The following is a 25,369-nucleotide window of genomic DNA, read 5'->3' on the forward strand; positions in this document are numbered from 1 at the left end:
TTATCCATAGTTTTTTTCTATTACCACTATTACCATAAAATTTATTATAGTAATTACAAGAAACAGAATATTCTAAAAACGGAGGGAATGTAATGAAAGAAAATCTAATGAAAAAAACAATTCAGGAGTTAGCCCCTTTAATTAGGAATAAGGAGGTATCGCCAGTTGAGTTAGTCAATCAATGCATCGAGAGAATTGAGATAACAGAGCCTAATATTAATGCTTTTATTACCGTTTTAGAGGATAGTGCAAAAGAAAAAGCCAAAATTGCAGAAAAGGAAATATTAAAAGGAAATTATAAAGGAGTACTGCATGGTATACCATATTCAGCCAAAGATTTGTATACAACCAAAGGAGTTAAAACAACAGCTGGCTCTAAAATCCTTTCAAATTATGTACCAGATTTTGATGCGACCTCTGTATCAAAATTGAATAACGCAGGAGCTATCTTGGTAGGTAAAAATAATTTACATGAGTTTGCTTACGGAGGAACGAATGAAAATGAACATTTTGGGCCAACTGGTAACCCGTGGAATCCGGCCATGATTCCTGGTGGATCTAGTGGTGGGTCAGGAGCAACTGTAGCAGCATCAAGTTCTATTTTCTCATTAGGTACAGATACAGGTGGTTCCATTAGGATACCAGCAGCGTTATGTGGAGTAGTTGGAATCAAAGCAACTTATGGGAGAGTAAGTAGGAATGGAGTATTACCGTTAAGTTCGTCTCTCGATCATGCAGGTCCTTTGGCAAAAACAACATGGGATACTGCTGCCGTTCTTTCTGTAATGGCTGGTTATGATTCAAAGGATGCTAGTTCATCAAAAAAAGAAGTTCCAAATTACTTTGAAGCATTTACAGAAGATAACCTTTCCTTAGAAGGTGTAACAATTGGAATTTGCGAAGAATATTATTTTGAAAATTTAGATCCAGAAGTAGATAAGAATGTTCGTGAATCCATAGCATTATTTAAAAAAATGGGGGCAACCATTGTAAAAGTAGAACTTCCGTTTTTATCTGAGTCAGTTCAACTTCAAAGTATCCTTACTACAGCTGAAGCATATAGTTATCATTCTAGTTTCTTAAAGGAACGATATGAAGAATATGGTACAAATATACGTACTAGATTAGAAATGGGACAATACACTCCAGCGTGGGCTTACATACAGGCACAAAGATTAAGACAAAAAACGAAAGAGAATTGGAATGAAGTATATAAAACTATTGATTTACTACTCGCACCAACTACTGCTATTCCAGCATTTCCAATTAATTGTGAAACGATTACTTTTGGAAACAAAGAAATAAATCCAAGAGATTTAGGAGTACTTGCTAGAACTTCTCCAAGTAACTTTAATGGTTACCCATCAATCTCTGTTCCGTGTGGTTTTACAGAATCAGGATTACCAATAGGATTACAATTACAAGGTCGACCATTTGAAGAGTTATTGGTGTTCAGAGCAGCCAATTCATTTGAGAAAGCATATGAAGTTGCTAAATCTGATAGAGGAGTAGTCGTTTAAAAATTGGAAGGAGCGATTTTATAATGGAAAAGGTGTTAGAAATGGAGCAGTTAGTTACTAATTTTGCTACCAAGGAGGGTCTAGTACCTGCCGTTAGAGGAGTCAACCTCTCTGTTGAGAGAGGGAAGACTCTGGTAATACTTGGTGAATCTGGTTCCGGTAAAAGTGTAACATTGCGTTCCATCTTACGCTTAACTCCTCCTGGAGCAGTTATAGAAGGTTCCATTAAATATCAGGGGGAGGATTTGTTAAAAAAGACTAGAAAAGACATTCAATCTATAAGAGGAAATAGAATAGCAATGATCTTTCAAGATTCTCTGTCAGCGTTTGATCCGCTTTACAAAGTAGGAAAGCAAATAGAAGAAACTATTCTATCTCACCAAAAAATAAAGCGAAGTGAAGCGAAAGCACAAGTTATAGAGCTTTTCCGAAAAGTAGGAATTCCTTCTCCAGAACAACGAGTAAAAGCATATCCACATGAAATGAGTGGAGGTATGAGACAACGTGCTGTTATTTCGATGGCTCTATCTTGTCAGCCAGAAATATTACTAGCAGATGAGCCAACTACTGCTTTGGATGTAACGATTCAAGCACAAATCCTTAACCTTTTTAAACAAATACAAGCTGAATATGGGATGTCAATTGTATTAGTAACACATGATATCGGTGTAGCTGCAGAGATGGCTGATGATATAGCAGTTATGTATGCTGGCAAAATCGTAGAGTATGGAAAAGCGAAACAAGTGATTTCTAGACCCAACCATCCGTACACGAAAGGATTAATTGCAGCAACTCCTAGGCAAGGTCAGAAAGGTACACTAACAGCTATTCATGGAAAGCCACCATTAATAACAAATATGCCTAAGGGATGTGCTTTTGCTGATAGATGCCCTAATGTAATGGATTCCTGTAGAACATTAAATCCAAACTTGAAAAAATTGCCGAATGATAGTGAAGTCGCTTGTTTATTATATGAAAATACTGGGTTACCGAAAGAAATCGTACATGTTTAACTGATTCAAACAATAAAGGGGAAATCATATGAGGCCTAATAATACTAAATCATACTTTAGATGTATCTTACTGGTAATGATTGCAGTAGTAATTTTAACAGCATGTAATGGGAATAAATCAACAAGTTCTAATGAAACTCAAAGCTTAGTAATTGCAATGTCTGCTTCTAATATACCAAGCCCTGATACTACACCTACGGAAGGGTATGAAGGTTATCGTTTTGTTGGTCACCAACTATATGATGGTTTAGTAGGTTGGGATTTAACACAAGGTGAACAACCAGCAGACATAACTGCAGGATTAGCAGAGTCATGGGAAACATCTGAAGAGGATCCTACTATTTGGACTTTTCATTTACGTGAGAATGTAACATTCCATGATGGAAGCCCGTTTAATGCTGATTCTGTTGTGTTTGCCTTTGATAGAATAAGTAATCCAGATTCAGAGTTTTATAATTCAAGTGTTGCTGGTGGAGTTTTATCTTATTTAAAGTATGTAGAAAGTTACGAAAAAATTGATGATTATACTTTTCAAATTAAAACAACGGAACCCTACAGTTTTTTACCCTATGATTTAACGTTTATTTTAATTCCTAGCACGGAAGCAGTAAAAGAATATGGGGAAGATTATGTAAGTCACCCATCTGGGACTGGTCCATTTAAATTCGTAAGCATGAGTCAAGGGGAAGAGTTGGTGATGGAAAAAAATGAATCCTATTGGGGTGAGATACCGAAAGTAGATCAAGTTATCTTAAAGCCGATGCCAGATGCTTCTTCTAGATTAGCAGGATTACAATCAGGCCAAGTAAACTGGGCAGAAATACCTCCAACAGAATCTATAGACCAATTAAAGTCATCGGGATTCCAAGTTTTATTAAATGACTATCCACACATTTGGCCATATTTGTTAAATCTGAAAGAAGAACCATGGAATGATGTAAGGGTGAGACAAGCAGCAAATTATGCTATTGATCGCGATGCTTTAGCAAACTCTTTATTAAATGGTGTTGCTAAACCTGCTACCCAAGTTTTATACGAGGGGCATCCTTGGTATAACGAAGAAGCTACACAATATACTTATGATCCAGAAAAAGCAAAAGAACTGCTAAAAGAAGCAGGATATCCTAATGGTTTTGATACAACTTTTGTTGTACCAACTAGTGGTTCTGGTAATATGTGGCCATTAGAAATGAATGAATTTGTTCAAAAAAATCTTAAAGAAGTAGGAATTAATGTGGAAATTGAAGCGATTGAGTGGCAGACATTAATTACAGAGTATCGTGCTGGATTCCCAGATGATAGAGAAGTAGGGGCTTATAATATTTCCTTAGCACCAATTGCTCCTTGGGTATTTGACCGCTATTTTGCAACAAGTTCATTTATACCAAATGGATCAAATATTATGGAATATTCGAATGAAGAATTAGATGAAGTTATTCAGAAAGCTCGTGAAACCTTTGATACAGTTGAAAGGGATCAATACTTAAAAGAAGCTGGAAAGATAGTCGCTGATGATGCACCTTGGATATTTGTTGTACATGATCTAAATTTAAGAGTGTTATCAGAAAATGTAAAAGGATTTGTGCAACCACAATCATGGTTTGCAGATTTAAAAACTATTTCTATTGAATAACTGAAGATACATTTATAAAGATAATAAAAAGAAGGTGAATAGATGGCTGGTTTTATTCTGAAAAGATGCTTGCTCATGATTCCTACTTTATTAGGTGTTACTGTTATTGTATTTCTAATGCTACAAATAGTTCCAGGAGATCCTGTAAACTCGTTACTTTCACCTGATGCAACTGAAGAGGACCGTCAGAGAATTGAACAAGAACTAGGGTTAGATAAGTCTTTGGTCGTTCAGTATTTTAGTTGGATAGGTAATACCCTACAAGGAGATTTCGGGAGGTCTATTATTAAACAGTTAGCGGTTAATGATTTATTATTTGATGCATTGGGGAATACCTTTATATTAGCCTTTGGAGCAGCAGTTTTTGCTTTCAGTTTGAGTTTGATAATTGGAGTTTATAGTGCTTATCATCCTAAATCATGGATAGCTTCTCTCGGAAATATTATTGGTCTTACAGGTGTAAGTATTCCAAACTTTTGGGCAGCACTTATTTTAATAGGAATTTTTTCTGTTATGTTGGGTTGGCTCCCTTCAGCAGGAATGAAAGGTATTGGAGGGGGAGGCATAAGTGATACAATCACTCATTTAATACTACCTGCCATAGCAGTAGGAATGACTACTTTAGGAGTAATGACAAGAATGATTAGAAGTTCAGTAGTAGATCTCTTGCAAAAGGATTTTATCATTACTTTACAAGCAAAAGGAGCAGGTTCTTTTATTATCTTAATGCATGTATTGAAAAATTGTACGCCAACGATTTTAACTGTAGCAGGATTACAAGTAGGGTATTTGATAGGTGGGTCTGTATTGGTTGAAACAGTATTTTCCTGGCCAGGAGTAGGACAGTTAATCTATCAAGGGATAAGTCAAAGGGATTTTCCTATTATTCAGGCAGGAGTACTAGTAATAAGTATTTTATTTGTATTAATCAATCTTATCGTTGATATTTTACATGCTGTTGTTGATCCAAGAATACGCCAAGCATAAGGAGGGAGAAAAATGATAACAGAAAATACTGAACGTATTAATACTGCTACAACAATTTTAACGAGAAAAGAAAAAGAGGATTCTACAACAAAAAAAGTAATAAGGGTTTTTTGTAAGAATCGTATTGCTTTTGTTTCATTTATAGTTTTACTGATTATAATTTTTTCCTGCCTTTTAGCTCCATTAATAGCACAATATGATCCTCTTGAAGGAGAGATTACGGATAGATTGCTAGTGATAGGTTCAGAAGGTCATATTTTAGGAACAGATGAACAAGGAAGAGATATGTTAACGAGAATCCTATATGGAGGAAGGCTTAGTTTGCTAGCTGGTATTGTTCCTGTACTAATTGCTGGTTTCATTGGTAGTTTTCTCGGTATTGTAGCAGGATACTTTGGGGGCGTTTTAAATACCATCATTATGCGAACACTCGATATATTTTATGCTTTTCCGGCTATATTGCTAGCAATTGGTATTTCTGCCGCACTAGGACAAGGAATAAATAATATAATTATTGCTATTTCTATCGTTTTTATTCCCCCAGTAGCTAGAATAGCAGAATCAGCAGTAAAGGGGGTGAGGGAAGAAGAATTTATAGAAGCTGCAAAATCAAGTGGAGCAAGAAATTTCTCCATAATCCGTTATCACATCATTATGAATGTATTCAGTAGATTATTTGTGTATTGTACAACACAGATTAGTATAAGTCTTGTTCTTGCGTCCGGTCTAAGTTTCTTAGGTTTGGGTGTATCTCCACCAAATCCTGAATGGGGAATTATGTTAAATAATTTGAAACAACAAATATTTATAAATCCCCTACTAACTATCATCCCAGGGTTATTTATTTTTATTACGGCCTTAGCAATTAATTTAGTGTCAGATGGATTGAGGGATGCATTAGAAATCAAAGAATAATAGAGGTGAGAATATTGGGAGTAATACTTGAAGCAGTGGAACTTAAGAAAACATTTCCAATTAAGGGGTGGTTAGGTAAGACTAAGGGAGCTGTATCAGCAGTACATGATGTATCGTTTTCCTTAAAAGAACAATCAACAATTGGAATAGTAGGAGAATCGGGTTGTGGAAAATCAACATTGGCTAGATTAATAATGCGGCTTATAGAACCAGATCAAGGCAAAGTCCTTTTTAGAGGAAAAGATATCCTGACTTTATCTGGAGCGGAGTTACAAAGTGTTCGAAAAAAAATACAAATGGTGTTTCAAAATCCTTATTCCTCCATAAATCCGAAGTTAACAATAATAGATAATGTTGCATTTAGTTTATGGGAAAATGGAGTCTCTAAGCAGGAAGCGAGAAAAAAAGCAAATTATTATCTAGAGGCAGTTGGATTACCGAGATCATACGCAACGCGATATCCGAGTAGTTTAAGTGGTGGGCAAAGGCAACGTGTAGCTATTGCAAGAGCTCTGGTTTTAGAGCCAGAAATTATTATTGCAGATGAGGCGGTTTCGGCTTTAGATAAGTCTGTACAAGCACAAGTACTGAATTTGTTGCAAGAATTAAAGACTGAATTTTCTTTATCTTTAGTGTTTATTTCACATGATTTAAATGTAGTGGAATATATAAGTGATGAAGTAATGGTCATGTATTTAGGGAAAGTAGTAGAAAAAGGTATTGCTAATCAAATATATGAAACACCAAATCATCCTTATACAAGAGCATTATTAAATTCTGTTCCATCTATGGAAGTAGGAGTGTCTACATTAAATAATTCACCTATTACAGGAGAGTTACCAAGTCCGATGAATCCACCATCGGGTTGCAGATTTAGAACAAGATGTCCTCATGCGATTGAACAATGTTCAAACATGTACCCACCAGAAATAGAAATAAGAACAGGACAAAAAGTATCATGTATTTTATATGAAAGCAGCTCGAGAGAAAAAGTACTACTTTAAGTAGAAATAAAGATAATAAGGAGGATTAATTATGAAGCAATATCTAAATCCAAATGAAACGGTGCTAATTTTAGTAGATATTCAAAATGATTTTTGTCATGAAGAAGGTGCCTGTTCTAAAATGGGGCGTGATGTAACGGGAGCTCAAGAAATTATTCCACAGGTAGAATTATTAATGGAGAATGCGAGAGAAATAAATATCCCCATTGTTTTTATTCAAATGACACAAGATGAACATACGATATCAGATGCATGGACTAATCGTCCAAGACCAGCAGGATATACGGACCCATTAGATATTTGCAAAAAGGGATCCTGGGGAACAGAATTTTATAAAGTCTCTCCAAGAGAAGAGGATATCATTGTAGAAAAGCATCGGTATAGTGGATTCATAGGGACAGATTTAGATATGATTTTACGAAATTTAAATTGCAAATCTATTATCTTAACTGGGGTTGCTACTAATGTTTGTGTGGAATCTACAGCAAGAGACGGATTTATGCTCGATTACCATGTAACAGTAGTTAAGGATGCTAGTGCTGGGTATATTCCGGCATTACATGAAGCTACATTTGCTAATATTCAAAATAATTTTGGAATGGCATTGGAGACAACTGAAATAATTAATTACTGGTCTAAGTTAAAATCAATGGTTTAATAGTCTATTTAAAAATAGGGAGCGTGTTATAAATGAATCTAGAATTATTAAAGAATATCAGTGTTGAAATAAATGGTAGAACGTTTGATCCAGCCTTAGAAAAACAATTAGAAGTTTACGCAATAGGATTACAACCTGTACTTGATGGTCTTAGAGAAGTTTCAAAAGAATTTCCATTAGCCTTAGAGCCAGCACCTGTGTATTCTCCAGAGTAAGAAGAAAATGCTTTCCATTAGTATGTAATGGAAAGCATAGTTTTTTAATAGAATCCATTTAGAAAGAGGGAATTAGAAAATGGAAACCGTTCAATTAATGACTATTGCAAGTATTGGTGAGCAGTTAAAAAGTAAAGAATTATCACCTGTAGAATTATTAAAAAATATGCTTAAAAGAATTAATAAATATGAAAGTAAACTAAATACTTTTATTACCTTAATGACAGACATTGCAGAGAAACAAGCAGAAAATGCGGAAAAAGATATTATAAATGGGGACTACAAAGGTCCATTACATGGAATTCCTATTTCCCTAAAAGATATCATTGCTTATGCAAATATACCAATGACAAATGGCTCAAGAGTTAATCCTGAATATATTCCAGCTACTCATGCAACAGTAACAAAAAAATTACTAGAATCAGGTGTTGTTATCATAGGGAAAGCTCATTTACATGAATTTGCCTATAAGGGCCCACATCCGCACTATGGATGGACGAAAAACCCTTGGGATTTAAATAGAGTACCTGGCGGATCAAGTTCTGGCTCTGGATCAGGGGTTCAAGCTGGATTCGGGCTTGCCTCTATAGGGACAGATACAGGTGGGTCTATTCGCATGCCTGCCAGTTTATGTGGTGTTGTTGGTCTAAAACCAACTTATGGTAGAGTTAGCCGACATGGTGTAACTCCCCTATCTTGGACATTAGATCATATTGGTCCCTTAACTAGAACATGTGAAGATGCCGCAATTCTTCTAGAAGCTATTTCAGGATATGATGTAAAAGATGAATCATCCTATAAACATTCAAAATGGAATATCAATGGATTTAATAAAAATGAAAGCTTAAAGGGGAAAAAGCTAGGAGTTCCAGTTTCGTATATCTTTGATTCTCTCCATGAGGATACAGCAATTTTTTTCAAAAAGGCCTTAAAAACTTTTGAATATTATGGTGCTGAAATTATACCTTTAGAAATACCTAACTTGAATAGATTAAGAGAGGCACATAATACAATTTTAACCTCTGAAGCGTACTCCTTTCATATGCATAATCTTGAGGGAAAAGCAGATGGTTATGGTCCTGATTTAAGACCAGCTTTTGAAATAGGGCAATTCTATACAGCTGAATCGTATATTCAAGCACAAAGGTATAGAAAAAAGATATCGCAAGAATTTAAGGAGATATTTAATAAAGTAGATGTTATTTTGACACCAACGTTTCCTGATGTAGCTCCTGAAATAGAATTATATGAAAAAGAGGTTTCATTCTGGCGTGGAAAATTTACTTTTATTGCGAATATTTTAGGTTTACCTGCTTTGTCATTGCCATGTGGTTTTTCAAAAGAAAATCTGCCAATTGGCCTTCAAATTATAGGTTCTCCTTATTCTGAAGGTGAAGTTTTATCAATAGGTTCAGTATTTGAGCAACAAGAAGAATATTATAAAGTCCTGCCTAATGAAGTACTTTGGGAAGGGTGATTCTAGCAAGCAAATGAAAGGAAGAGCAGTTTGGATGAGGAAACGAATGTAGAAACTAGAAAGACTAAGCATGGCGTTTTGATTGCCATGCTATTAGGTTCATTCAGTGTAATATTAAATAACAGTATATTAAATATTTCTATTCCGTCTTTTATGCATATGTTTGATATTAATGCAACGGAGGCACAAAATGTAATTGTTGGTTTTATGATACCCATGATGGTAACAATGACATTATCCGGGTATATTGCTGATTTATTTACTCGAAAGCTAGTATATATACTTGGTATGTTATTGTTTTTATGTGGATCCTTATTAGGAACTATCGCTTGGGACTTTCCATCATTAGTTATGTTTCGAGTGGTTCAGGGAATTGGTGGCGGTCTTGTAATGCCCTTGAGCATTTCCATATTATTTAGTTATTTTCCGAAAGAGGAAAGAGGATTTGCTACAGGAATATGGGGTGTTGCAGCGATGATGGCACCTGCTATAGGACCAACAATCGGGGGATTAATTTTAGAGTATAGCTCTTGGAAAATGCTATTTGCAATGAATATTCCTACAAGCATTATTTGCATCTTTTCAACTAGTTACTTTATTAAAGAAAAGTGGCAGAAAAAGAAGCTTAAGTTTGATATGATGGGATTTTTATGTATTACCTTAGGTATTGTATGCTTAACGTTAGGGATTAATAGAATTCCTTATGGCTTTACAGAAAATAATTGGTTGACTATATGTCTAATTTTAGTAGGATGTATTGGATTTGTATTATTTATCTATACTGAATTACATACAAAGTTTCCCTTAATCGACTTGAGAATATTTAGAAATTCCATTTTTACTAATAGTACCATCATTGTAGCAGTTTGTACGGCTAGTCTTTTTAGTGGTGTATTATTATTACCTTTACTTTTACAAGAAGTTCTCCATTTTAGCGCTCTGGCAACAGGTTTTATCTTATTTCCACAAGGAATTGTGATGGGCATAGCAATGACGATAGGTGGGAAAATATTAGATCGAAGTGGTGTAAGATTTATTTTGCCACTAGGTATATTACTGTTATCAAGTGTAACCTTCATTTTAGGTCTAACTGCTGGTAATATTAGTGAGATGTTATTAATTACCTTATTAATAATTAGGGGATTTGGTATAGGGTTTATAAACACACCAGCTACTACAGCAGGATTAAATGCATTACCTGAATTCCAAGTATCTCGGGCAATGTCAATGAATAACGTAATAAGACAACTTATTGGAGCGATAACAATTGTGTTGTTTTCTATGTTTTTTGAAACTAGGCGGATTATATATATGGAGCATATGTCGGAACAAGAAGCTGGTATATTATCAATACAACAATCCTTTTTAATTATGAGTATAATAATATTACTGCTCATACCATTCTCTTTAAAAATGAGCTATAAGAACAAAAAAATAAATAATATGTCGCTACGTAAATTAGGATAAGATGGGACAGGGGGTCTGACCCCCTGTCCCACAAAATATTAAAAAAATAAGTGCATAAGTAGTGAAATATTTCAGGATTCGTAATACAATATGTAAAGCAACAAATGCTTCCTTCTTTGAAAGAAGCATTTTTTTGGGTTCATATTCGAAAGAATATAGAAAATTTATTGTAGGAAGGCGATAGAAAATTGAACACAATATCCAATACTAAAAGGCTACAAATTGCTTTTCTGTTGGGATCATTATCCCTATTAGGTCCATTTACAATCGATACATATTTACCTGCGTTTCCAACGATTGTTGAGGAATTTCACACGAGTGCCTCTCTTGTGCAAGTTAGTTTAACGACTTGCTTATTAGGATTAGGTTTAGGCCAGTTAATTATTGGGCCAATGAGTGATGTACAGGGCCGTCGAAAACCATTGCTTATTTTTCTCGGTTTATATTTATTATCTTCATTAGTCTGTGCGGTAGCGCCAAATATCTATATGTTGATTGTTTCACGATTCATACAAGGATTTGCAGCGGCAGGTGGTCTTGTTATTTCAAGAGCTGTTGTTCGAGATCTTTATAGTGGAAGAGAACTAACAAAGTTTTTTGCTACATTGATGTTGATTGGAAACCTTGGACCAATTGTGGCGCCAATTATCGGCGGGGCTATTCTTTCCTTTGCAAATTGGAAAGTGGTTTTTCTTGTTTTAACATGTGTTGGCGCCATTTTGACTGTAGTCGTTTCCTTTAAACTAGAAGAAACGTTACCAATTGAAAAACGTGTACCAAGCAATATGAAACAAGTAGTCATGAATTTCGGTTCCTTATTAAAAGACCGTGAATTTGCCGGTTATGCATTTACACAAGGCTTTACCACAGCAGGAATCTTTGCCTATGTATCTGGTATTTCTTTTGTTTACCAAAATATTTATGGTGTTTCCCCTCAAGTCTTTAGTTTATTGTTTGGAATAAACGGGGTTGGCTTAATTATTGGAACACAAATTGTTGGTCGATTATCTAGATTTTCGGAGAAAACCTTCTTGAAAAGTGGTTTAGTTCTTTCTATGTCAGCTTCTATTTTGTTAGTAATTGCGATTTTATTACATGCACCATTACTAGCTGTTGCAATCCCGATTTTCCTATTCGTCACTTCTATCAGTATAATTGGTACATCATCCTTCTCTTTAGCAATGGAAACAAAGGGACATATGGCAGGAAGTGCATCTGCATTATTAGGCTTATTACCATTTTTACTAGGTTCATTAACTGCACCATTAGTAGGAATTGGCGGAGAATATACAGCGCTACCGATGGGAGTTATCATCTTCGCATCAAGCTTATTAGCTTTCTTATCCTACTTTGTATTAGTGCGAAAAGCTTCTTTAAAAGTGAATACACCAAAGCATGTTACGCATAATTAATGAAATATATCTTTTCTTTAAAACAGGTACTTTCGAATGAGAAAGTGCCTGTTTTTTTTTGGAGAAAGAAGAAATTTGTCTGATTCTTTTCGATAAATGACAAAATAGTTTGATAAAATGAACGAGAAAAGAAAATAGAGTTAACACTAGCTCCAAATGCATGGAAAGCTAATTTCTTTATTATTTCACAGGAAATATAAATCAGCTAATAATGAGGAGGTATGACGGATGTCAAAACCTAAAGTGCTGCAAATATTACCCATGTATCATGAAGCAGCTGAGAAAATCTTAAACAATAAGGCAGAGGTTATAAGAACAGATGATTATAGTATGGAAAATTTATGTGAATTAGTTAAAGCGGTGGATGCAGTAGTTTTAAGAGCGCCTGCACGAATAGAAAAAGAAGTAATTGAAGCTAATCCTCATTTAAAAGTGATTTCTGGAGCAGGAGTTGGGCTTGATAATATTGATGTTGCATATGCTACAAAGGTAGGGATTCCAGTATTGCATGCACCTTCCGTAAATAAAGTTTCCACTGCAGAGCATACCGTAATGTTTATCATGGCATTAAGTAAGTCCCTTCTAAACTTTCATAAAGAAATGGAAAAAGGAAACTTTGATTCGAGGAATCGAATAAGTACCCAAGAATTAAAGGGGAAGAAAGTAGGGCTAATAGGTTTCGGGAGCATTGCACAAGAGGTAGCAAAACGATTAGTATATGGGTTAGATATGAAGGTATCAGCTTGGGTAAGAGAGGTTAGTCCTACTAAACAGAAAAAAGCGAATGATCTAGAAGTGGAAATTACCGACGATATCAAAAAAGTATTTGCTGAGTCTGACTTTATATCTATACATATTCCATTAAATGAAGAAACGAAATATTCCATTGATAATGCGTTATTTTCCTTGATGAAACCAACAGCATATATCATTAACACAGCAAGAGGGGCTGTCATTAATCAAGAGGATTTATACACGATTTTATCAGCCAATAAAATCGCAGGAGCTGCCCTTGATGTCTATGAAGCGGAGCCAATATCAAAAGACAACAAATTATTAAGCTTATCCAATGTGCTACTCACCCCACATGTAGGTGGAACAACAAGGGAAAGTAATTATATTATGGCGACTACTGTTGCACAAAATGTTATTAATTTCTTAAATGGAGAGGAGCCAGAGTTTGTTGCTAATCCGGGTGTTTTTGGGAAGGTTGCACTGCAGGAGCTAGATCGAAAGAAAAACGAAGGAAGTGCAACAAGTATTAACACTGTACATAGTTGGAGTGAGTAGAATGAATTAATATATTTGGTGAATTACATAAATAGAAGTTACTTCGCTAAATAATTCTGTAGAATTACAGGAAGAATTGTTTCAAATAGAGATTAAAACAAAGTTAAAAAAACTGTAACCTGTGGAATTTTCTACTAAAAACATGAGAATTTATATCCTTTTTGAAATTAAAGATCAAAAGAGAGGATGGAACGTTTAAAAACTTATATAATGCGTAAGTAGCGAATTTATAATAAAGAAAACTCACCTTCATGGAGAGTTTTCTTTAATTATCATCATAAGGTTATATAAAATTTTACTCTATCGTCTTCTTCATCGCATTATACATATTTTCCACATGCTTATCCGAATCATCACGTGACATTCTCAAGCGATTGACAGAACTTCCATATCCAATTTCCATCTTTCCTTCTTCTAATCCTTGGAAAATTCCATCTGCGAAGGCATCCAATGGTTCGCCACTTGTATGTAAGCCAGCACCGCCTAAATCTGTATTCACAGCAGGAGGAGCAACTTCGATTACTTCTACTGAAGTATCAGAAAGCTGGTGTCTTAAACTCATGGTGAAGGAATGCATTGCCGCTTTTGTTGCTGAATAAATTGGAGCAATTGCCATCGGTGTAAAGGCTAAGCCTGATGTTACATTAATAATGGTCGCATTTTCTTTTTCTGAAAAATAGGGTGCAAACAGCATAGACAGATGGATAGAAGCTTCCATATTAATGGTGATTTCTTTGTTAAAATAAACCCAATCATTCTTCGCATCTGCTTTTAACACATTAAAACGTTGTTGAATTCCTGCGTTGTTCACTAACACATTCACGTCTGGATAGTTCGCTGTCACCCAATCGAATAATGCAATACGGTCAGCTTCCACTGCTAAATCGCTCACAAATGTAATAAGGTCAGGGAATTTTTCTTTCGCCTGTTGAAGTACCTCTTCTCGGCGACCACAAACAATCACTTGATTTCCTGCTTTCATAAATCGGTCTGCAAAAGCTAAACCGATCCCGGCGCTTCCACCTGTAATTAGAATTGTATTGCTTGAGAGTTTCATTTGGATTCCTCTTTTCGAATTATTTTATACTATATATAGATACCAAATTTCTTCCTATATTCTTTCCTCTATCTTTTTCGTATACCGTGCTATTTTTACATCAATTCCTTTTAGGGATTCCTCCATTAACGATATTTCAGCGACTACATCTTGCCTGTGATTTTCCATCATTGCCAGTCGTAGCTGAATGGTGCTGTCTCCTTCTATAATCCAATCAATATATTGTTTAATCTTTTTTATAGGCATATGCGTATTCTTTAAACAGATAACTGTTCCGAGGAGTTCCATTTGATTTTCTGAAAATAACCGCCTTCCAGCTTCATCACGTTCTATTAATGGAAGCAGTCCTTGCTTTTCATAATATCTTATCGTTGATTCAGGAATATTAAATTTAGCTGATGCATCACTGATATGACAAAATTTCATTCGGAGACCTCCATTCATTGTCGACAGAATTAGTATACGACTTAAACTACGGTTTAAGTCAAGTAGTCTAATGAAGGGACCCTTAAATCAATAAAAAAAGAGCATATGATTGCCATTCTTAAATAAATATTAGTTCTGATTTTCTTCCTAATCATGCTAAGAAATGCACATAGGAATGTGGTCTGTGCATAAGTTGTTCGAAAGAGCCGAATTCTACTATATTCCCGTCTATCAAAAAAGAGTTGGCTATAAGGGGGGAAAGGCTTATCTATCTTTGATATGGTTACATTCGTTCCAAAAGAAGAACGTGGCAATGATATCGAGATGGATGTCAAAAGCAAAGCTGAATTAGAAGCACTATTAGCTGGTGAAGAGGGAGATAACTTTCCAAAACGTCGCGGGATTGATTTTTATCATCGCTACAAAGAAGACATCGCTCTTTTTGCAGAGATGGGCTTTAAAACTTTCCGTATGTCTATTTCTTGGCCACGTATTTTTCCAAATGGGGACGACTTAGAACCTAATGAAGAGGGCTTAGCCTTTTATGATAAAGTATTTGACGAGTTAGCTAAATATGGAATTGAGCCATTAGTGACGCTATCACATTATGAAATTCCATTGAATCTTGTGCAAAAATACAATGGATGGCTGGATCGTCGTTTAGTAGACTTCTTTGTTCGTTATGCAGAGACTGTCTTTAACCGCTATAAAGATAAGGTGAAATATTGGTTAACGTTTAATGAAATTAATATCTCAACTCTTTCTCCTTACATTGGAAGTGGTATTTTAATTGATGAGGTAGAAAATAAGGAACAAGCCATTTATCAAGCTCTGCATCATCAATTTGTGGCGAGTTCAAGAGCGGTAAAAGCCTGCCATGAGATTATTCCAAATGCATAGATTGGTTGTATGCTAGCACGAATGGAAGTCTATCCCGAAACATGTAATCCAGATGATGTATTAGCAGCCTTGGAAGAGGATCAGAAGAATTTATTTTTCACAGATGTTCAAGTGCGCGGATACTATCCAAGCTTTATGCTAAGCTACTTTGAGAAAAATGATATTCAGATTGATATGCTGCCAGGAGATGAGGAACTGCTTTTACAACATACAGTAGACTTCCTATCATTTAGCTACTACATGTCTATGGTTGCGAGTGGAGCACCAGATAAGTTAAAGGAAAAAGGGAACTTCTTCTCTGGAATTAAAAACCCGTATTTAGAATCATCTGATTGGGGATGGCAGATTGACCCGAAAGGATTACGCATCACGTTAAAGAAAATGTATGATCGCTATCAAGTGCCATTATTTATCGTGGAAAATGGATTAGGAGCATATGATGAGGTGGAAGACGATGGCTCTATTAATGATGATTATCGCATTGCCTATATGCGAGCGCATATTGAGCAGATGAAAGAGGCAATCGAAGATGGAGTTGATTTAATCGGCTACACAAGCTGGGGATGCATCGACCTAATTTCTGCTGGTACCTCTGAAATGTCTAAACGATACGGATTTATCTATGTAGACCAAGATGATTATGGTAATGGGACATTAAAAAGAACAAAGAAAAAATCGTTTGACTGGTACAAACAGGTGATTTCTACTAACGGCCAAGCGTTATAGAATTTGAAATTAAAAATAGTGCTTCTTTCTTTTATGAAGGAGTACTATTTTTTATTTTTTGGAAAAAATAATTGATTTTTTAGAATTAATAAACAAATCATAATATATTGATATAATAAAAAGAGTGTGCTAAAATGTTCCAGTCAAGCATCTTTGTGAGTGATTCTTTAGAACATTTTTCAGCGGAAGATGAATAATATTCTAAGTTTTCTATTAATACAAAACAATCTAAGAAATGATATGATTCTATCTTTTATTTAAGTATCTACATAGGTTACATAAGTAATAACATTTTTTAGAATAATAATTATATTATATGTATATAAGGAGAGGTTTTAAATGAGATATCTTTCTCTATTTATGGTAGCGTTCTTATTCTTACTTGCAGGATGTGGAAATGCAGCAGATGAGAAAAAGGAAGAAGTAGTAAAAGAAGAAAGTAATGCAAACGAAGAAACAAAAGCTAAAGAATTAACAGAAGAAGATAAGAAATATATTAGCTTATTAGAAAAAGGCGACTATCAAACCATTATTGATGAAACAATTGGCTTTGCTAGTGATGCACAAGTGAACTTTTATTTCCTAGCAAATGCTTTCAAAGCTGTTCCAGATTATTCATTAAGTCAAACCTATTTGAATAAATCAAAATATATCCCAGCTGAAATTGAAGATGAAGTAAATAAGTTAAAAGAAGAGATAGATGCTAACATCGAAAAAGAGGGAGCTTAAGCTCTTTAATCTGATGCTTGACCGAATACAAAGATTTAATGAAGAGCCTTGTTAGAAGTATTCTGGCAAGGTTTTTCGTATTTTTGAAAATGGTAAAATCGAGGTACTGAAATCAATCAATTCTTTTCAAACGGAAAAAAGGATGACGAGAAAGAAATCAACTAAAATGTAGTTGATTTGTTTCTTGTCATCCTTCATATGTTTTGTAAAAATCAATTGCCTTTTGGATATAGGGCTGTTCTTCTGGTGGCACTTCTTCTTCATGGTAAATGGCGGAAACAGGACATACTGCTTCACATGCACCACAATCAATACAAATATCTGGGTCAATATAAAATTGATCTTCTCCCTTTGCAATACAATCTACAGGACAAACATCTACACAATCGCCTGCTTTTTCATGCATACATGGTGAAGTTATAACGAATGGCATGGAATTTCCCCTCTCTCCATTTATAAATATTATTAAGATCTTATGCTGAGTAGTACTTCATTCATTCGATTTATATTTTCTCGGATCTTTACGGCACTTAAGTAATCAATCTTATCATGATAGCTTTCGGGCTGTTCCCTTTGCTCATCAATGGACATATGTTGATATTCATCAATGCCCCCCGTTGATGCTTGATAATCCTCCATTAAACTTGCTTCTAATTGTTGGACTAGATTGTTTATTCTATCCAAGCTTTGTGTCATGGAAATCGCAGTGTTGATGATTTCTTCGTCTGATTGTGTCAGATTTTCCATTCGGTTATTCTGTTCTTGTAAATCATTTTTTACTTGCTGAAGCATCGTATCTTTGTCTGCATCTACTTTCATATGATCAAGGATTTGTAACGTGTCGCCCATCAATATTTGCAACCTTTTTGAGGCGTTTTCCATAGAGATCCCACCTTTAAGCATTGTATCTATAAAATGTACATAAAATTAGCATAATATACATGTTCTTAGGAGTGCTCTCGATATTTTCTAGGCGAAAAGCGAGTGATCTTTTTCAAATTACGATGAAAAGATCGCAAATTATTGTACCCACAGTTCCATGCAATTTCGCCAATTGGCTGTTGACTATTCTCTAACTGATAACAAGCCTGTGAAGATAATGTTTGAATGTAGCCATTCGTAATGATAAAAAAGCTAGGAAGTCAGACTTGCTAGCTTTTTCTGTATTCCGTACTCAGTCAATGATTTCCAATCCTAATAGAGCGGAAAATTGAATAGCTTGATAAGTAGAAACCTTACAGCCACGTAAATCTGATGGAGATACTACGAGTGATTGGAAAGTGGATGTGCTTATGTCGACTCCATTAAGAGAGGTTCTTTCAAAATTCGCCCCGTCCATCATGCATGCTTTAAACTCAACCTTTTTAAAGATACAGTCGTAATAATCAGATGATTCTATTGATGAATCTTGAAACTGAACTTTTTCTAATTTAGAACTACCGAATGCTGCTAAATTCAGTAAAGAATCCATAAATTGAACATTTCCAAACCGAGAATCTGTAAAATCGACACCTAATAATTTGCAATTGCGGAATGTACACTTGTGTATAGAAGAAATGTTCATTTTCGCATTAGAAAAATCACAGTTTTCAAATGCAACATCTGTCATTTCAATACCAGAAAAATCAGTGTTGATAAATTTGCAATTTTTCAGCACCATTTTAGATAATCGCACTTTATTTAATACTTCATCATTAAAAATCGAATGCTGAATCTGGCACATTTCTAGCTCTAGATCTTCCTCATATAATATGTCGTGAAAATTCTTTGAAGGTAATTCAGTTGGAATTTTTGGTGTTTCTATTTTCATATAATTACCCCTCCCCATTTAGATTCCTGTGTGATAACTATATGAAAAGATGGATTTAATTTAAAGACTGTATTTTTTTGGGGATTTATGTACAAGTATAACGTCGCTAGAGGGGGTGAGGATATAATCGGAAGTAGAAATGGACTATCTTAGCTTTATTTATTCTTAAGAGAGAAAGGAAATGATCTAAAAAACGCAGATATGATCCAAACAGCCAAAAATAGGAATTAATGCAAAATATACTTTCAAAAAAGCTCTCCGTAATGGGAGAGCTTTACAAAAAATTTTCATCCCGAAATAGCCACTGAAAAGAACGCAACAATACCTAATATAGTTAAAAGTTGGAAAACAATCCCGATTACACTACATATTAAACCAGCTGTTGCAAAACCTCTCCCAATTTCATTCGTTTTGTTGATTTCATTAACTGCTTTTCTCCAATAGACGATGCTAATTATTCCTAAGATAAGACCAATGAAGGGAATGAATAACGATAAAATACCGAACGTTAACGAAATGACTGAACTAGTATTTGTTCGATTATTCATGGCATGCTCACACTCCTTTTTATCTATTACTTGTTTAATTATTCTTAACTGACATTTTCCATGCAAAGGAAAGCGTATGTTTCATGCTTATGTAAAGTAATACGAATAACTGCAAATAATGTTTCAGGAGTTCTTTCTACAATGGTTCACATAACTTGGATTATTCAAGGAAAACTAGTCAATGGAGGTGAATAAGTATGTCAAACAGAAAAGCAGATCCATCAACAATTGGTTTAGGATCCACTCAACCGGAAGGACAAGGGACAACTACAAAGGAAACGGGAAGAGCAAAGGCAGATTCTTCTCGAAAAAAACAAAAGAAGTCTTCATGATTAGTAACGAGAGCAAACAGGTGGAAGCAATTCCACCTGTTTTTTGTATTTTCGTTTAGATGTTAGTTAGAGTTTAGTATTGGCACGGTTTATGTCTATCGCTAATTGAAAATTGATGCAGGATTGAGCTGTATGATTGAAAGGCAGGTGGATATGATCCAAAACCAATAAATAATCCAAAGGCAGGTGGATATGATCCAAAAACGAAATAAATGATCCGAAGGGAGGCAGATATGATCCGAAAATTACATAAATAATCCAAAGGCAGGTGGATATGATCCAAAACCAATAAATGATCCAAAACCAATAAATAATCCAAAGGCAGGTGGATATGATCCAAAACCAATAAATAATCCAAAGGCAGGTGGATATGATCCAAAAACAAAATAAATGATCCAAAGGAAAGTGGATATGATCCAAAACCAATAAATAATCCAAAGAGAGGTGGATATGATCCAAAAACAAAATAAATGATCCAAAACCAAGCAGATATGATCCAAAAACCAAATATATAACCCAAACACACCAACCACCATCTATAAAAAACAAAGTCCTATTTTGCTCACAAATACTAATATTTTTCAAGACAAGAATTCATGTGATATCGTGATAGAATTAAAAAATCTGTGTGTAGAGATATTGGTATAGTTTAACTGGCCAAAAATATATGTCGCATGATACGTCTGCCATCTGAAATATTAATTATTTTCGGAGGGTAAAAATATGTATAAGGAAGATAGACTGCCTCAAAATCCAAAAGAAGGCATCATATTTATGTTAATTATTTCAGTTAACACTATTGCACCGGTTATTATGGGGCTTCAATTAGGTTTTAGTAAGGAAAATTACTTGGAAACCTTGAAGGTCATTCCGTTTATGTGGATTATCGTTATGCTGTTAGTAAGATTTGTTGCGGGGCCAATAGTTGGAAAAGTGATGCCAAAATTCGTTGGAAAAACAGATGGATTTAATGCAAGAGTGTTATTAAACATTGTAATGAATGTTACGGTTTTATCCATTCTTCTTACCATTATCGGTAATTGGGTTGGTACTAAACAAATAAGCCTTGAACCTTTTCAGAATTTCTTTCACAATTGGTTTAGGGACTTTGGGGTAGCATTTTGGATTGAGTTATTATTGCACAGCCAATAGCTAGATTTGCGATGAAAAATTACATGCAAAGCAGGCACAGAAAGCAGAGCTTGTTAATCCTTCTTAAATTCTTACAGCCGGTCGGTTTTAATAAAAAACCAATCGGCTTTTTATATGCAAACTAATTGCTTAAGTAGGGGATGGTTTCTAATTTCTAAGAGAAAATTAGATAGATAGGTTATCATGGTTGACACATACTATTCTGATGTTATATAATTATCTCGAATTCAAGATAATTGAAAGGGAGATTATCATGGATAATAAAGAATTATTAACATATGATGAAGATTTATCTTTAAAGGTATTTGTCGTTTTATCGAGAGCTTTGCAATCGATTAAGAAACGAGTAGAAGAAGATATAAAATGTCTTGGATTAAATCCTACAGAGTTTTCTGTTCTTGAATTAATTTACAGCAAAGGAGATCAGCCTATTCAAAAGATTGGTGAGAAGGTACTGATTGCAAGTAGTAGTATTACTTATGTTGTTGATAAATTAGAGAATAAAAAATTAATAAGAAGAAAGCCATGTCCTAAAGATCGCCGAATAACATATGCAGTTATTACCGAAGAAGGAACGGAACTGATGGACAAAGTCTTTCCAAAGCATAAGGCAGCAATGAGAGAGATATGTGGCGGACTGGAAATAAAAGAAAAAGAATTGCTGATTGAACAGCTAAAAAAATTAGGTCTCCATGCACAAAGCATGTAATTTTTTTAAATTAATATCTCGAATTAATAATACTTTAATTCATATTAATAATTACATTTTATAAAAAACGCACAAATGATTTTTCATCTATTATCTAATATTAAGAATAAAGAAGAATAAATAAAAGAATGGGAGTGAATTGAAATGACGAAAAAAACAAGTGGAATTCACCATATTACAGCAATCGTAGGCCATCCACAAGAAAATGTCGATTTTTATGCAGGAGTACTGGGCTTACGTTTAGTAAAACAAACCGTAAACTTTGATGACCCAGGAACCTATCATTTATATTTTGGAGATGAAGGAGGAAACCCTGGAACGATAATTACTTTCTTCCCATGGGTTGGTGCACACCAAGGTGTAATTGGAGATGGCCAAGTTGGAGTAACCTCTTATGTTGTTCCAAAAGGCGCACTTCCATTTTGGGAAAATCGATTAGAAAAGTTTGCTATTCCTTTTACCAAAACAGAGCGTTTCGGAGAAGAATATTTAGCGTTTACGGATCCTCATGGATTATTGCTAGAAATTGTGGGAAGAGAAGAAGGGAAAAACAATAGCTGGCAGTTTGGCGAGATAATGCCTGAGTACGCAATTAAAGGGTTTGGCGGTGCTACTCTTTTATCCAAGCAACCAGATAAGACAGCGGAAGTTTTAGAAAAGGTAATGGGATTTGAAAAGGTTGGAGAAGAAGGAGAATATATTAGATTTCGTTCTTTCAGCGATATTGGAAATGTGATTGATCTTAAAATAACAGCAGGTAGAAGTGGCTCGATGGGTGTTGGAACCGTGCACCATATTGCCTTTAGAGCAGTGGATGATGAGGATCAATTAGATTGGCAAAAACATGTTTCAGCAAATGGATATCAAGTTACACCAGTTCAAGACCGAAATTATTTTAATGCAATCTATTTTAGAGAGCATGGGGAAATTCTTTTTGAAATTGCAACAGACCCTCCAGGATTTGCAATTGATGAATCTCAAGAAACAATGGGAGAAAATTTAATGTTGCCAAGTCAATATGAGCAATATAGAGAACAGTTAGAACGAAGATTAATACCAGTTGAAGTAAGAATTCTCGATTAACTTTGTAAAGGATGATTCTTTAATGCGTGCCATAGATCCGAATACAATTTCAGAAAGAGATAATTATAAATTTTTAATCGGAAGCATCATTCCAAGGCCAATTGCCTTTGTTACTAGCTTATCTGAAGAGGGCGTTTTAAATGGAGCTCCTTTTAGCTACTTTAATATTGTGTCTTCTCAACCTCCTATGGTGTCTGTATCTATTCAACGCTCTAATGGAAAACAGAAGGATACTGCGAGAAATATAGTAAACAAAAAGGAATTTGTTATTCATATTGTGGATGACCAAAATGTCGGACAGATTAATCAAACGGCAGCATCCCTTTCACCAACTGAAAGTGAGATAGAATTGGCTAGCCTAACACCAATGGAAAGCAGAAAAATCAATGTGCCTGGCATCAAAGAAGCAAAAATCCGCTTGGAATGCGTGCTAGAGCACGCATTAGAATTGGGGGATAAAAATGCCCAGCCTGGCTGTGATTTTCTTATCGGAAGAGTGGTGCAATACCATATCGAGGAAGAAATTTACGAGGACGGTAGAATTAATCCAAGAGGATTAGGTGCTGTCAGCAGATTAGCAGGAAATGATTATGCAAAAATTGGAGAAATCTTCACAAAAGAAAGACCAAAATAATTTCTTTGAATGGAGAGGATAGGGTTGCTAATATCAGCAGGGATTCATCACATTACAGCTATGGTGAATGATGGACAAAGAAATATTGATTTTTATGCAAGTATTCTTGGATTAAGATTAGTGAAAAAAACAATTAATTTTGATCGACCAGAAGTGTACCATCTATATTTTGGGAATGAAACTGGCAATCCAGGCACTGTCATCACCTTCTTTCCATGGGAAAAACAGTTGAAGGGCAGAATTGGCACAGGGCAAGTTGGTGTTACAAGCTATGTTATACCAGTTGGTTCTAGTGGTTTTTGGGAAAGTCGACTTCAACATTTTGGAGTGAAAGTGGAGAATTACAGTAGATTCGGCGAAAAGTATTTGCAGTTTGCTGATCCAGATGGTCTTCTTATCGAATTAGTTGAACGAAAGGAAGGTCCACTAAATAATTGGAAAATCGGCGATATTCATTCCTCTGTTGCAATTAAGGGATTTGGCGGGGCAACGTTACATTCTGCTCAACCAAATAAAACTGCAGAAGTGCTTGAAAATATATTAGGTTTTACATGTGTTGGAGAAGACGCTGAGTATCTGCGTTTTTCATCTGAATCACATATAGGTAATATGATTGATATCAGATTATCACCAACCGTTCGCGGTCTCATGGGAGCAGGCACGATCCATCATATTGCTTGGCGTGCAAAAGATGAACAAGAGCTTCAGCAATGGAGGGCTCTTCTAGTAGAAAAGGGGTATTATCCAACTGAGCTTAAAGACCGAAACTATTTTAAAGCATTATATTTTCATGAAGAGGGCGGCATACTCTTTGAAATAGCTACAGATGGACCTGGATTTGCTGTAGACGAGCCATTAAGCAATCTAGGGGAGAAGCTTATGCTACCTGATTGGCTAGAGGAAAAAAGAGAAGAGCTTACAGCTTCTTTGCCTAATGTACAAGTTAAAATTCTAGAGGAGGAGAAAGAATGAAACATATTTTCAATAAAGGAAAAGATCCACAAAAGCCAACATTATTGATGTTGCATGGTACAGGGGGAACAGAATTAGATTTATTGCCTCTTGCTGGGATGATTGATGATGGTGCTTCCGTGCTAAGTGTCCGCGGAAATATTTTAGAAAACGGCATGCCACGTTTCTTTAAGCGTTTAGCAGAAGGTATCTTTGATGAAGAGGATTTGATTTTTCGCACAAAAGAATTAAATGAATTTCTGGATGAAGCTGCCGAAAAATATGAATTTGACAGAGCCAATGTTATTGCAATTGGTTATTCTAATGGTGCTAATATTGCAGCAAGCTTATTATTCCATTATCAGGATGCATTAAAAGCAGCCATTCTTCATCATCCAATGGTTCCGAGAAGAGGAATTACTCTTCCTGATTTAACAGGAAAAGGAGTATTTATTGCAGCAGGAACAAATGATCCAATTTGTTCACCAGAAGAATCAACAGAGTTACAATCATTGCTAGCCGCTGCCAACGCTAATGTAGAAATGCATTGGGAAAATAGAGGTCACCAATTAACAGCACAAGAAGTAGAAGCAGCTGCTAAATGGTATGCTACATTTATTAATAGCTAATCTAATCTAGTTAAAAGAAAAAAATAATCATAAATTTCATATAATAGGGAATAAGAAGAACAGCTAACATTGAAATATCCTTTCAATGGAGG

At 35.1% G+C, this 25,369-nt stretch carries 27 protein-coding genes and 1 pseudogene; 21 read left to right on the plus strand and 7 right to left on the minus strand.

Annotated features, from left to right (window positions below; all coding sequences use genetic code 11):
* Window positions 1–92: 92 nt before the first annotated feature.
* From ACWNMZ_RS06090 to ACWNMZ_RS06145, 12 genes are all read left to right on the plus strand, one after another.
* Window positions 93–1,520, plus strand: coding sequence for an amidase (locus ACWNMZ_RS06090; RefSeq protein WP_251629854.1), 1,428 nt, complete (start codon window positions 93–95; stop codon window positions 1,518–1,520).
* A 23-nt stretch (window positions 1,521–1,543) separates the two neighbouring features.
* The gene (locus tag ACWNMZ_RS06095; RefSeq protein WP_031537950.1) at window positions 1,544–2,533 is read left to right on the plus strand and encodes an ABC transporter ATP-binding protein; all 990 of its coding nucleotides are present in this window, start codon (window positions 1,544–1,546) and stop codon (window positions 2,531–2,533) included.
* Window positions 2,534–2,609: 76 nt separating this feature from the next.
* On the plus strand, window positions 2,610–4,166 hold the full coding sequence (locus tag ACWNMZ_RS06100) for an ABC transporter substrate-binding protein (RefSeq protein WP_449598389.1): 1,557 nt from the start codon (window positions 2,610–2,612) through the stop codon (window positions 4,164–4,166).
* 42 nt (window positions 4,167–4,208) lie between these two features.
* A complete protein-coding gene (locus ACWNMZ_RS06105; protein ID WP_031537948.1) occupies window positions 4,209–5,153 on the plus strand; it encodes an ABC transporter permease in 945 nt (314 codons plus the stop codon).
* Window positions 5,154–5,165: 12 nt separating this feature from the next.
* Window positions 5,166–6,068 (plus strand): ABC transporter permease, encoded by a 903-nt coding sequence (locus tag ACWNMZ_RS06110; RefSeq protein ID WP_031537947.1) that lies wholly within the window; start codon window positions 5,166–5,168, stop codon window positions 6,066–6,068.
* Between the two features lie 5 nt (window positions 6,069–6,073).
* On the plus strand, window positions 6,074–7,072 hold the full coding sequence (locus ACWNMZ_RS06115) for an ABC transporter ATP-binding protein (protein WP_251629861.1): 999 nt from the start codon (window positions 6,074–6,076) through the stop codon (window positions 7,070–7,072).
* Window positions 7,073–7,103: 31 nt separating this feature from the next.
* Window positions 7,104–7,730: a cysteine hydrolase family protein gene (locus tag ACWNMZ_RS06120; protein ID WP_031537945.1), complete on the plus strand. Its 627-nt coding sequence runs from the start codon at window positions 7,104–7,106 to the stop codon at window positions 7,728–7,730.
* Window positions 7,731–7,762: 32 nt separating this feature from the next.
* Window positions 7,763–7,945 carry a hypothetical protein gene (locus tag ACWNMZ_RS06125; RefSeq protein ID WP_031537944.1) on the plus strand — a complete coding sequence of 61 codons (183 nt, stop codon included), beginning with the start codon at window positions 7,763–7,765 and terminating at the stop codon, window positions 7,943–7,945.
* 79 nt (window positions 7,946–8,024) lie between these two features.
* Window positions 8,025–9,422, plus strand: coding sequence for an amidase (locus ACWNMZ_RS06130; RefSeq protein WP_251629863.1), 1,398 nt, complete (start codon window positions 8,025–8,027; stop codon window positions 9,420–9,422).
* A 30-nt stretch (window positions 9,423–9,452) separates the two neighbouring features.
* Complete coding sequence (locus tag ACWNMZ_RS06135; protein WP_251629865.1) at window positions 9,453–10,889, plus strand: DHA2 family efflux MFS transporter permease subunit; 1,437 nt, start codon at window positions 9,453–9,455, stop codon at window positions 10,887–10,889.
* A gap of 188 nt (window positions 10,890–11,077) precedes the next feature.
* Complete coding sequence (locus ACWNMZ_RS06140) at window positions 11,078–12,301, plus strand: Bcr/CflA family multidrug efflux MFS transporter (protein ID WP_251629867.1); 1,224 nt, start codon at window positions 11,078–11,080, stop codon at window positions 12,299–12,301.
* A gap of 228 nt (window positions 12,302–12,529) precedes the next feature.
* Entirely contained in the window at window positions 12,530–13,591 is a 1,062-nt protein-coding gene (locus tag ACWNMZ_RS06145) for a hydroxyacid dehydrogenase (protein ID WP_251629869.1), read from the plus strand.
* A 295-nt stretch (window positions 13,592–13,886) separates the two neighbouring features.
* Here ACWNMZ_RS06145 and ACWNMZ_RS06150 read toward each other — a convergent pair whose 3' ends face one another.
* Together ACWNMZ_RS06150 and ACWNMZ_RS06155 are read right to left on the minus strand one after the other, a co-directional pair.
* Entirely contained in the window at window positions 13,887–14,648 is a 762-nt protein-coding gene (locus ACWNMZ_RS06150; protein ID WP_251629871.1) for an SDR family oxidoreductase, read from the minus strand.
* Window positions 14,649–14,702: 54 nt separating this feature from the next.
* Window positions 14,703–15,074, minus strand: a complete 372-nt coding sequence (locus tag ACWNMZ_RS06155; RefSeq protein WP_251629873.1) for a MerR family transcriptional regulator — start codon at window positions 15,072–15,074, stop codon at window positions 14,703–14,705.
* A 255-nt stretch (window positions 15,075–15,329) separates the two neighbouring features.
* Between ACWNMZ_RS06155 and ACWNMZ_RS06160 the strand changes: the two are divergent.
* A pseudogene (locus ACWNMZ_RS06160) lies at window positions 15,330–16,700 on the plus strand (glycoside hydrolase family 1 protein); the annotation flags it as partial.
* A 339-nt stretch (window positions 16,701–17,039) separates the two neighbouring features.
* Window positions 17,040–17,429, plus strand: a complete 390-nt coding sequence (locus tag ACWNMZ_RS06165) for a hypothetical protein (protein WP_031537934.1) — start codon at window positions 17,040–17,042, stop codon at window positions 17,427–17,429.
* A 187-nt stretch (window positions 17,430–17,616) separates the two neighbouring features.
* Here ACWNMZ_RS06165 and ACWNMZ_RS06170 read toward each other — a convergent pair whose 3' ends face one another.
* The 5 genes from ACWNMZ_RS06170 to ACWNMZ_RS06190 form a co-directional block, all read right to left on the minus strand.
* A complete protein-coding gene (locus ACWNMZ_RS06170; RefSeq protein ID WP_031537933.1) occupies window positions 17,617–17,862 on the minus strand; it encodes an indolepyruvate ferredoxin oxidoreductase subunit alpha in 246 nt (81 codons plus the stop codon).
* Between the two features lie 32 nt (window positions 17,863–17,894).
* Window positions 17,895–18,311 (minus strand): hypothetical protein, encoded by a 417-nt coding sequence (locus ACWNMZ_RS06175; protein ID WP_251629874.1) that lies wholly within the window; start codon window positions 18,309–18,311, stop codon window positions 17,895–17,897.
* Window positions 18,312–18,376: 65 nt separating this feature from the next.
* A complete protein-coding gene (locus ACWNMZ_RS06180) occupies window positions 18,377–18,556 on the minus strand; it encodes a helix-turn-helix domain-containing protein (protein WP_172918881.1) in 180 nt (59 codons plus the stop codon).
* Between the two features lie 47 nt (window positions 18,557–18,603).
* Window positions 18,604–19,239: a pentapeptide repeat-containing protein gene (locus tag ACWNMZ_RS06185; RefSeq protein WP_251629875.1), complete on the minus strand. Its 636-nt coding sequence runs from the start codon at window positions 19,237–19,239 to the stop codon at window positions 18,604–18,606.
* A 287-nt stretch (window positions 19,240–19,526) separates the two neighbouring features.
* Window positions 19,527–19,787 (minus strand): DUF4190 domain-containing protein, encoded by a 261-nt coding sequence (locus ACWNMZ_RS06190; RefSeq protein WP_031537930.1) that lies wholly within the window; start codon window positions 19,785–19,787, stop codon window positions 19,527–19,529.
* Window positions 19,788–19,984: 197 nt separating this feature from the next.
* Between ACWNMZ_RS06190 and ACWNMZ_RS06195 the strand changes: the two genes are divergently transcribed.
* The 7 genes from ACWNMZ_RS06195 (at window position 19,985) to ACWNMZ_RS06225 (ending at window position 25,277) form a co-directional block, all read left to right on the plus strand.
* The gene (locus ACWNMZ_RS06195; RefSeq protein WP_109769024.1) at window positions 19,985–20,119 is read left to right on the plus strand and encodes a YuzL family protein; all 135 of its coding nucleotides are present in this window, start codon (window positions 19,985–19,987) and stop codon (window positions 20,117–20,119) included.
* A 723-nt stretch (window positions 20,120–20,842) separates the two neighbouring features.
* On the plus strand, window positions 20,843–21,271 hold the full coding sequence (locus ACWNMZ_RS06200) for a hypothetical protein (RefSeq protein WP_441994218.1): 429 nt from the start codon (window positions 20,843–20,845) through the stop codon (window positions 21,269–21,271).
* Window positions 21,272–21,524: 253 nt separating this feature from the next.
* On the plus strand, window positions 21,525–21,980 hold the full coding sequence (locus ACWNMZ_RS06205) for a MarR family winged helix-turn-helix transcriptional regulator (RefSeq protein ID WP_031537928.1): 456 nt from the start codon (window positions 21,525–21,527) through the stop codon (window positions 21,978–21,980).
* A gap of 144 nt (window positions 21,981–22,124) precedes the next feature.
* Complete coding sequence (locus ACWNMZ_RS06210) at window positions 22,125–23,063, plus strand: ring-cleaving dioxygenase (RefSeq protein WP_031537927.1); 939 nt, start codon at window positions 22,125–22,127, stop codon at window positions 23,061–23,063.
* A gap of 22 nt (window positions 23,064–23,085) precedes the next feature.
* On the plus strand, window positions 23,086–23,697 hold the full coding sequence (locus ACWNMZ_RS06215; RefSeq protein ID WP_031537926.1) for a flavin reductase family protein: 612 nt from the start codon (window positions 23,086–23,088) through the stop codon (window positions 23,695–23,697).
* A gap of 60 nt (window positions 23,698–23,757) precedes the next feature.
* Window positions 23,758–24,669: a ring-cleaving dioxygenase gene (locus tag ACWNMZ_RS06220; protein ID WP_414630342.1), complete on the plus strand. Its 912-nt coding sequence runs from the start codon at window positions 23,758–23,760 to the stop codon at window positions 24,667–24,669.
* Window positions 24,666–25,277, plus strand: a complete 612-nt coding sequence (locus tag ACWNMZ_RS06225; protein ID WP_031537924.1) for an alpha/beta hydrolase — start codon at window positions 24,666–24,668, stop codon at window positions 25,275–25,277. Before ACWNMZ_RS06220 ends, ACWNMZ_RS06225 begins: the two co-directional genes overlap by 4 nt.
* Window positions 25,278–25,369 lie beyond the last annotated feature (92 nt).

The sequence above is a fragment of the Niallia sp. Marseille-Q9988 genome, assembly GCF_976954375.1.